Source organism: Blautia sp. CAG:257, assembly GCF_000433815.1.
Classification (GTDB): Bacteria; Bacillota; Clostridia; order Lachnospirales; family Lachnospiraceae; genus Blautia_A; species Blautia_A caecimuris.
Genome location: NZ_HF999061.1, coordinates 1 through 7814 on the forward strand (window position 1 = coordinate 1; position 7814 = coordinate 7814).

The 7814-nt window shown below is 44.7% G+C and carries 7 protein-coding genes and 1 tRNA gene; all 8 read left to right on the forward strand.

Annotated features, from left to right (window positions below; genetic code table 11):
* Positions 1 to 158: 158 nt before the first annotated feature.
* Positions 159 to 1283 (forward strand): biotin/lipoyl-binding protein, encoded by a 1125-nt coding sequence (locus QVP40_RS07800; RefSeq protein ID WP_022067906.1) that lies wholly within the window; start codon positions 159 to 161, stop codon positions 1281 to 1283.
* Between the two features lie 41 nt (positions 1284 to 1324).
* Positions 1325 to 2758, forward strand: coding sequence for an efflux RND transporter periplasmic adaptor subunit (locus QVP40_RS07805; protein ID WP_288200391.1), 1434 nt, complete (start codon positions 1325 to 1327; stop codon positions 2756 to 2758).
* An 11-nt stretch (positions 2759 to 2769) separates the two neighbouring features.
* A complete protein-coding gene (locus tag QVP40_RS07810) occupies positions 2770 to 3441 on the forward strand; it encodes an ABC transporter ATP-binding protein (protein WP_022067908.1) in 672 nt (223 codons plus the stop codon).
* A complete protein-coding gene (locus QVP40_RS07815; protein ID WP_022067909.1) occupies positions 3438 to 4658 on the forward strand; it encodes an ABC transporter permease in 1221 nt (406 codons plus the stop codon). The genes QVP40_RS07810 and QVP40_RS07815 overlap by 4 nt, the downstream gene beginning before the upstream one ends.
* Positions 4659 to 5263: 605 nt before the next feature.
* Positions 5264 to 5335, forward strand: a tRNA-Arg gene (locus QVP40_RS07820).
* A 54-nt stretch (positions 5336 to 5389) separates the two neighbouring features.
* Positions 5390 to 6301 (forward strand): SH3 domain-containing protein, encoded by a 912-nt coding sequence (locus tag QVP40_RS07825; RefSeq protein ID WP_022067910.1) that lies wholly within the window; start codon positions 5390 to 5392, stop codon positions 6299 to 6301.
* Positions 6302 to 6449: 148 nt separating this feature from the next.
* On the forward strand, positions 6450 to 7400 hold the full coding sequence (locus QVP40_RS07830; RefSeq protein WP_022067911.1) for a DNA/RNA non-specific endonuclease: 951 nt from the start codon (positions 6450 to 6452) through the stop codon (positions 7398 to 7400).
* 196 nt (positions 7401 to 7596) lie between these two features.
* The coding region (locus QVP40_RS07835; RefSeq protein WP_288200392.1) for a zinc dependent phospholipase C family protein at positions 7597 to 7814 on the forward strand (218 nt) is incomplete at its 3' end.

The window sequence follows — 7814 nt, forward strand, 5'->3', positions numbered from 1 at the left end:
TCAAAATATATAGTAGAGATTTAATTTATTCTATACTACAGTGGTTTATGAAGATAGTGCAGACTGTTCCGGAGCATCCTCCACAGTGGAATGGAGAGCCTGTGAAACAAAAAATCCGGAAAAACTGTAAAAGTAAAAAAATCAGCAGGAGGTCGGTAATGAAATTCAGAAAGGAAAGAAGTGAAACCGGAAGCTGTTTCAAAAAAAGAAAGGCTGCCGGAAAAAAGAAGATTGTGATCGGTACAGCGGTTGCCCTTACCGTATCTGTTGCAACAGGCGGGGTATACTGGAAATATCAGTCAGGAAAAAGATCGTCTGTACCGGAAAAAACAGTAGAGTCTACAAAGGTGACGGCAGAAACAGGGTCAATTTCCAACACGATTGTGGGAACAGGAAATCTGGAAGCAGATACCCCGGTCGCCTTGAAGATTCCGTCCGGAATTACTGTATCAGAGGTAAAGGTAGAAAGCGGCGATCATGTTTCCAGTGGAGACGTTCTGGCGGAAGTAGATTCTTCTTCTGTTTATGAGGCAATGGAAGAGGTACAGGAAAAAATCAAAGTACTGGATCAACAGATTGCAGAATTACAGGAAGATACAGACGACGAGATCATTTCTGCTTCCGTGGACGGCCGTGTAAAGAAAATATATATAAGTCAGGGAGAGAACATAACCTCCTGTATGCTGGAGCATGGTGCACTTCTTGTTCTTTCTGTTGACGGAAAAATGGCTGTGGATCTGACAGATCCTGCTTTGGTTCCATCAGAGGAAGATACGGTGACTGTAACCCTGTCTTCCGGAATACAGGTGGAAGGAACCGTGGAAAAGGTGTCTGACAACGAATGTACCATTACCATGACGGACAGCGGAGTGGGACTTGGAGATACTGCCACAGTAACAGATGAGGAAGGAAACAGTATTGGCACAGGAACCATCTATATCCACCAGCCGCTGCAGGTAACAGGAACTGCAGGAAGTATTTCTGAGGTAAATGTATCTGAGGATGAGGCGGTAGACAGCGGAGACACGCTTCTGACGCTGGACGAAGACGGTATCACAGCAAGTTATGAAGCACTTTACGGACAGAGAGAGGCACTGGCAGAGACTTTGACAGAGCTTCTGAATCTTGCAAAAAAGGAACCATTACTGCAGATATGGATGGTACTATCGAAGAGATTTATGTTTCTGATGAAGGCACTTCTGATTCTTCAGCAACATCAGACAGCAATGGGGTTCAGGTATCTGATATGTCGTACACAAAAGTGTCCGGCATTCAGACAGTAAACCTGTCCTGCACGAAAAGCAGTGGAATTCAGATATCAAAGATGTCTTACACAAGTAAATCTGCTGTTCGCGTCGTAAATGTGTCAGACACAGACGAAACAGCAGAGATTTTTACTGATGACACAGAAAATATGGAAGAAACACCCTCTCAGCCTGAGAAGCAGACGATTTATCTGAGTATGGCAGATACATCGACGGGAAATGCGCAGACACTGGGGATTGCTGTTCCAAGAACAGGAGGAAGCCCCCAGACACAGATTGTTTCCTCGGATAACAGTTACACAGGAACCATATCCTGGAATCCGGGGGACAGTACCTTTCAGCCGGCGGTAATTTATCAGGCAGCCGTTACGCTTTATGCAGGGGAGGGGTATCAGTTTGCTGCAGACAGTGTGAACCAGGTAATATCCGGAGTTCTGTCCGGGGTGTCGCTTTCTTCTGATGGAAGTACACTGAGTTTTACCATTACTTTTCCGGAAACAGAGGGCAGTACAGAAGAACCCGGGGATTCCTCAGATGATTCCGGAAGCACGGAAGGAAATCAAGGCGGCTCTACTTATCCTGAAGACTCCCAGAATGATACAGAAAATTCCGGCTCTGATACACAGGAGGAAGAGGAAAACGGAATTACAGACGGAGAAAGCCAGGCGCCATCAGGAACTCAGGACAATGATACGGAAACGACACAAAACACAGGAAATACCCAGGGTGGAGGCAGTACGTCCACCGGAATAACCGGTAGTGGAAACGCTTCCGGCGGGAACAGTACCGAAACGCAGACTTCAGATACCCGGCAGTCAGAGGAGGTGGAAACGCAGACAGATACAGACTCCCAGTACAGCACAGATACTACAGCCTTTACCATTTCAGGAGATACTTCTATGCTGCTTTCGGTAAGTGTGGATGAGCTTGACATCAATTCCGTAACGCAGGGACAGACGGCTGACGTTACTTTTGACGCTATAGAGGACAAAACCTTTGAAGGAACTGTGACGAAGGTAAGTAATACAGCTTCTGCAAGTGGCGGTGTGGCCAAGTATACAGTGGAGATCACCGTTCCAAAAGATGAAAAAATGAAAGCGGGAATGAATGCATCTGCAACTATTACAATTGAGGAAAAAGAAAATATTGTAACCATTCCGGTCAATGCCCTGCAGGAACGGGGAGAGGAAGTTTTTGTTTATACAGAGCAGGATGACGAAGGCAATCTTTCCGGTGAACAGCAGGTGACCACGGGTCTTTCCGATGGAGAAAATGTAGAGATCACGGAGGGGCTTTCGGAAGGTGATGTGGTTTATTATCAGAAAACCGGCGGCGGAAATACCTCTTCTGATACAGGCTTCAGTATGCCGGGCAATGATATGGGAGATATGGAAATGCCCGATTTCAGTCAGTTTGGAAATATGGGAGATATGGAAAATATGCCGGGCGGCGGCAATATGGGCGGCGGAAATGGAAGCCCTATGGAGAGGTAGGTGAAGGTGAGTTGATAGAACTGAAAGAGATTTCAAAAATATATACCATTGGAGATGAAACGGTATATGCTCTGGATCATGCCAGTATGAGCATACAGGAGGGAGAGTTTGTAAGTATTATCGGTCCCTCAGGAAGCGGGAAATCTACAATGATGAATATTATTGGCTGTCTGGATGTGGCAGATGAAGGTGAATATATACTGGACGGGATTTCTATTGAGCAGTATTCAGAACGAGAACTGGCCAGGATACGCAATCATAAGCTGGGGTTTATCTTTCAGAATTTTAATCTTCTGCCCAAGCTTACGGCAGAGGAAAATGTGGAGCTTCCTCTTCTGTATCAGGGAGTCAAAGCAGCAGAAAGAAAACAGAGAGTCCGTAAAGCACTGGAAAAGGTGGAATTGTCTCACAGAATGCACCACCGTCCAACGGAACTTTCCGGAGGTCAGCAGCAAAGAGTGGCAATTGCAAGAGCACTGGTGACGAAGCCTTCTCTTTTTCTTGCGGATGAACCAACGGGGAATCTGGACAGCAGGACCGGGCAGGAGATCATGTATCTGTTTCATGAGCTTCACGAAGCCGGAAATACCATTGTGCTGATCACCCATGATAATGGGGTGGCACAGGAGGCTGAGAGAATGATACGGATCCGGGACGGACATGTGGATGAGGTGACAACATGATATGGCAGACCTGTAAGATGTCCTGGGCAGCAGTTTGCGCCAATAAACTGCGTATTTTTCTTACTATGCTGGGGATCATTATCGGTGTTTCGGCGTTGATCGTACTTGTTTCTATTGCAGACGGGGCGTCCTCTTCTGTATCAGAACAGATTTCGGATATGGGCTCCAGTTACCTGACGGTAAGAGTGACAGATGATAAAGAAAATCCCATACGGTTAAGTGAATTTCATGAGCTTATGGATGATGAGGCGCTGGAGGCGGCTGCGCCATACGGAAGAACTTCTGTTACCGCAAAAAGCGGATATACAAGCGGAACCATGAACATTACCGGAACAACAGGAAGCTATTTTGATATTATGAATCTGGAACTCTCGTCACTAAGAACCCTGAAGCAGACAGATCTGGATAATCATTCTCTGGTAGTGATCATCAGTGCGGATACGGCAGTAGAAGTTTTTGGAAGAGAAGATGCAGTGGGAGAAGCCTTGTCTTTGGATGGAAAAAGCTTTCTGGTTGCAGGTGTTCTTTCGGACGAAAATTCTTCGCTTACTTCAGCACAGTCTATGGCAGGAAGTTCTTCCGATGACGAGACAGAAACTGAGACCCTGGAAGGATACATTCCCTATTCTACGCTTACCAGAATAGCCGACAATGTGCTGGACATCACACAGTTTTATGTATCTTCAGCAGATGAGGAATCTATGGATCAGGCCGAAACAGCCGTGGAAAGGATCATGCTTGAGCGTCTGTCCGGAGACGAGGATGCGTTTTCCGTCATCAATCAGTCTGAGATTATGAGTGCTATGGAGGGCGTGGATGACACCATGTCTCTGATGATCGGAGGAATTGCAGCCATTTCTCTTCTGGTAGGCGGGATTGGCATTATGAATATCATGCTGGTGTCTGTTACCGAAAGGACCAGAGAGATCGGTATCCGAAAGGCGATCGGAGCAGGAAGGGGAGGAATTATGATGCAGTTCCTTATGGAGACTCTGATAGTCAGTATGATGGGCTGTGCGGCAGGAATCGGCAGCTCCTTTGTGATTCTGAAAATAATCGGAAAAGTTATGGAAGGCTCTATGAACTTTTATATGGATATCAAGGTTACCGGAATCTCTGTGATATTTTCTCTTCTGATCGGGGTGATATTCGGTCTTTATCCTGCCAATAAAGCAGCGCGAAAAAAACCGATTGATGCACTTCGTTATTCCGGATGAAGCCTTTGAAAAAATAATTTGAATAAAAGGGAAATGCATACGGGGAATCCGGAACAGGTAATTTCTGCGAGGCGCTTTACGGAAAAATCATGATCAAAAATCCGAGAAAGCTTATTCTGGCTTCCCTGTGCTTCATGCCGATAGTATTTCCGGAAACTGCAGCCATAATTTTAACAGCCGGAAAAATGGAATTCAGAATTTTCGAAAGTGTTGATTAGCTTTGCCAATGCATGAACATACCTGCTTCAGGAGATCCCTGAACAGTAACCATTAAATTGCCTGATTTGCTTAGAAAAAAGAAAAAACTTTACTTTTGAATAATAATGTGGTAATATATATATCGTGTTGAACCACTTATAATATGTTAGTGATGAAAAGACAATGATCTTTCCTCGTCATAATGGGATGTGTATTTAATATTCCCCATAGTTTCCCCATTATAGAATTAAAATTGGTGATGGCAGTAAGGGGGTAATGGCGACTGATTAACACTTTAAATACACATAAAACAATATAGAGGCCGTTCTGAGTATATCTGGTAAATGCGTAAAAATAAGCATTTTTATAGAAAATTCAGAGCGCAAAAAGGGTTCAGACAGTAAAAAGCACCTGTAGCTCAGTGGATAGAGCAGTGGTTTCCGGTACCATGTGCGGGGGTTCGATTCCCTTCAGGTGTATTTGCGCGGAACTGGGGATGTTCCGGCGCGTTGTAATTTAAGGAGGACAAGAACTTGGATAATTTCAGGGAATGGTTATCAGATAACCTCCGCTATTTTATGCTTGGCGGCGCTATTCTGGTAATCGTAGCTGTTTTGTTCTTTGGTGTACGTGCCTGTGTTGGAAGCGGGAAGGGTGCTTCTGATAAAGAACAGAAAACAGCTCAGGACAACAGCCAGGGAAATGATCCTTCTTCTCCGGAAGATGATGGGGAGACAAACGACGGAAATAAAGAAGAAGACATGAATCCCTTGGAAAAAGGCGATGCAGACATTACTGCATTTATGCAGAGCTACTACAAGGCTTTAGGGGAAAGAGATATTGCAACGTTAAAAACTCTGGTCAGTGATCTGACTTCAGCAGATGAGAGCAGGATCACGAATGCCAAGGATTATATTGAAGCTTATGAACCGGGCAGTGTCTATACGAAAAAGGGGTTGGACGATAATTCTTATGTAGTATATACCTGTTACAGTTATATCTGCAGTGGAATTGACACACCGGTACCTTCGCTGGGGTATGCCTATGTTGTAAAAGACAGTGACGGGAAGTATAAAATTCTGGGCGCGGCAGATCAGAATACAAAAGTTTCTTCTTATATGGAAGACCTTTTGAATAATGAGGATGTACAGAAGCTGAGAGCAGAGGTACAGGCAGAATATGATGCGGCACAGCAGAAAGACAGCAGTCTTGCAGAATTCCTGAACGGACTGGGAGAGGATGCGGCAGCTGCAGATTCACAGAGCGGCAGTACTATGACAGTTACAGAAGGCTGTAATGTCAGAGCGGAAGCCAGTGATGAATCAGAGATTATCGGTGGTCTGGACGAGGGAACTCAGGTTGAAAAAACAGGCCAGGAAGGCGACTGGATTCAGATTGATTATGAAGGCCAGACAGGATATGTGTTCAGTGGTCTATTAGAGTAAAAAGCAGGGTACGGAAATGTTCCGTACCCCTTTTTGCGGTTATGGAACCAATGCATTGCAAAATATCTGCTTCTATGATAGGATTTTTGCAGAGATTTTGTCGCGAAATGGCAAAAACTGTAAAATCTTACATAAAGGAGCGGGTATAATGAAAAACTTAAAGAAAATTCTGGTTTCCGTCATACTGTCTGTGGGTCTGCTGACAGGAAACGCGGCAGGGAACCTGTGGATGCCGGAAACGGTTTATGGAGCGGTGGATCTGGCTTCTGTTCCTTCTTATACAGGAAGTGCCTATACAGTACTCAATGACAATGTTCCGGAATTTACAGAAGAAGATCTTGCTCTGGAATCTTTTGAAAGCTACAGTGAACTGGATTCACTGGGAAGATGCGGAGCTGCTTTTGCAAATATAGGACAGGAGCTGATGCCCACAGAGGAACGGGGAAAGATCGGGCAGGTTCGCCCGTCCGGCTGGCATACTCAGAAATACGATTGTGTAGATGGAAAGTATTTGTATAACAGATGTCATTTGATCGGCTATCAGCTTACCGGGGAAAACGCCAATGAAGAAAATCTGATCACCGGGACCAGGTATATGAATGTAGAAGGAATGCTGCCTTTTGAGGATATGACTGCAGACTATATCCGCGAAACCGGAAACCATGTGCTTTACAGAGTGACTCCCTTATATAACGGCGATGATCTGGTGGCATCAGGCGTTCAGATGGAAGCACAGTCTGTAGAGGACGGCGGTCAAGGAGTTCTTTTTAATGTATATTGCTATAATGTCCAGCCGGGAGTGGGGATTGATTACAGTACCGGAGACAGCTGGGAGGAAACAGAGGACTTTTCTGCGCAGGAAAGTCCGGAACTCAGCGCGGGAACAGAAGAAACGTTTTCATCTCCAGAACAGGAGACTTTCACAGATAAAAGCGCAGCTGAGGCTACTTATATCCTTAATGTGAATACAGGCAAATTTCACCGTCCGGACTGTCACAGTGTAAATCAGATGAAAGAAAAAAACAAAATGGAGATGACGGGAACAAGGGATGAGCTGGTACAAAAGGGCTATTCTCCCTGTCAGAACTGTAATCCGTGATATTTTGAATAACTGCCGGGAGGAAACAGAGCTGTTTCCCCGGCAGTTTTGGCGAATGTATATCAAAAGCTCCGGACATGCAAATAAAAAACAGTTTACAGATTTTATAAAAACTTTATTTGTAAAAGCTGAGATTTTCTGTTATAGTGAACAGTGGTTGCAGTAAACTGTTTTTTATGAAAGAGAGAATACGAAATTGAGGAAAAAATCACATATACTGCTGGCCAGATATCTGGCTGATCAGATGACGGTTTCTGAGAGTCTTCAGTCACACAGAAAGGCATTTTGTCTGGGAAACATTCTTCCGGATATCAGACCGTCTTTTGTAACAAAAAGACATGAGTTTTTTGGAACCTTTGATGAAATACAGGAAAAACTGAAGACCTTGGTAGAGGATGGCGTGGATCAGTACAG

Coding starts and splice junctions, on each gene's coding strand:
- QVP40_RS07800 (WP_022067906.1), top strand. CDS start 159: ATGAAATTCAGAAAGGAAAGAAGTGAAACCGGAAGCTGTTTCAAAAAA.
- QVP40_RS07830 (WP_022067911.1), top strand. CDS start 6,450: ATGAAAAACTTAAAGAAAATTCTGGTTTCCGTCATACTGTCTGTGGGT.
- QVP40_RS07815 (WP_022067909.1), top strand. CDS start 3,438: ATGATATGGCAGACCTGTAAGATGTCCTGGGCAGCAGTTTGCGCCAAT.
- QVP40_RS07805 (WP_288200391.1), top strand. CDS start 1,325: ATGTCTTACACAAGTAAATCTGCTGTTCGCGTCGTAAATGTGTCAGAC.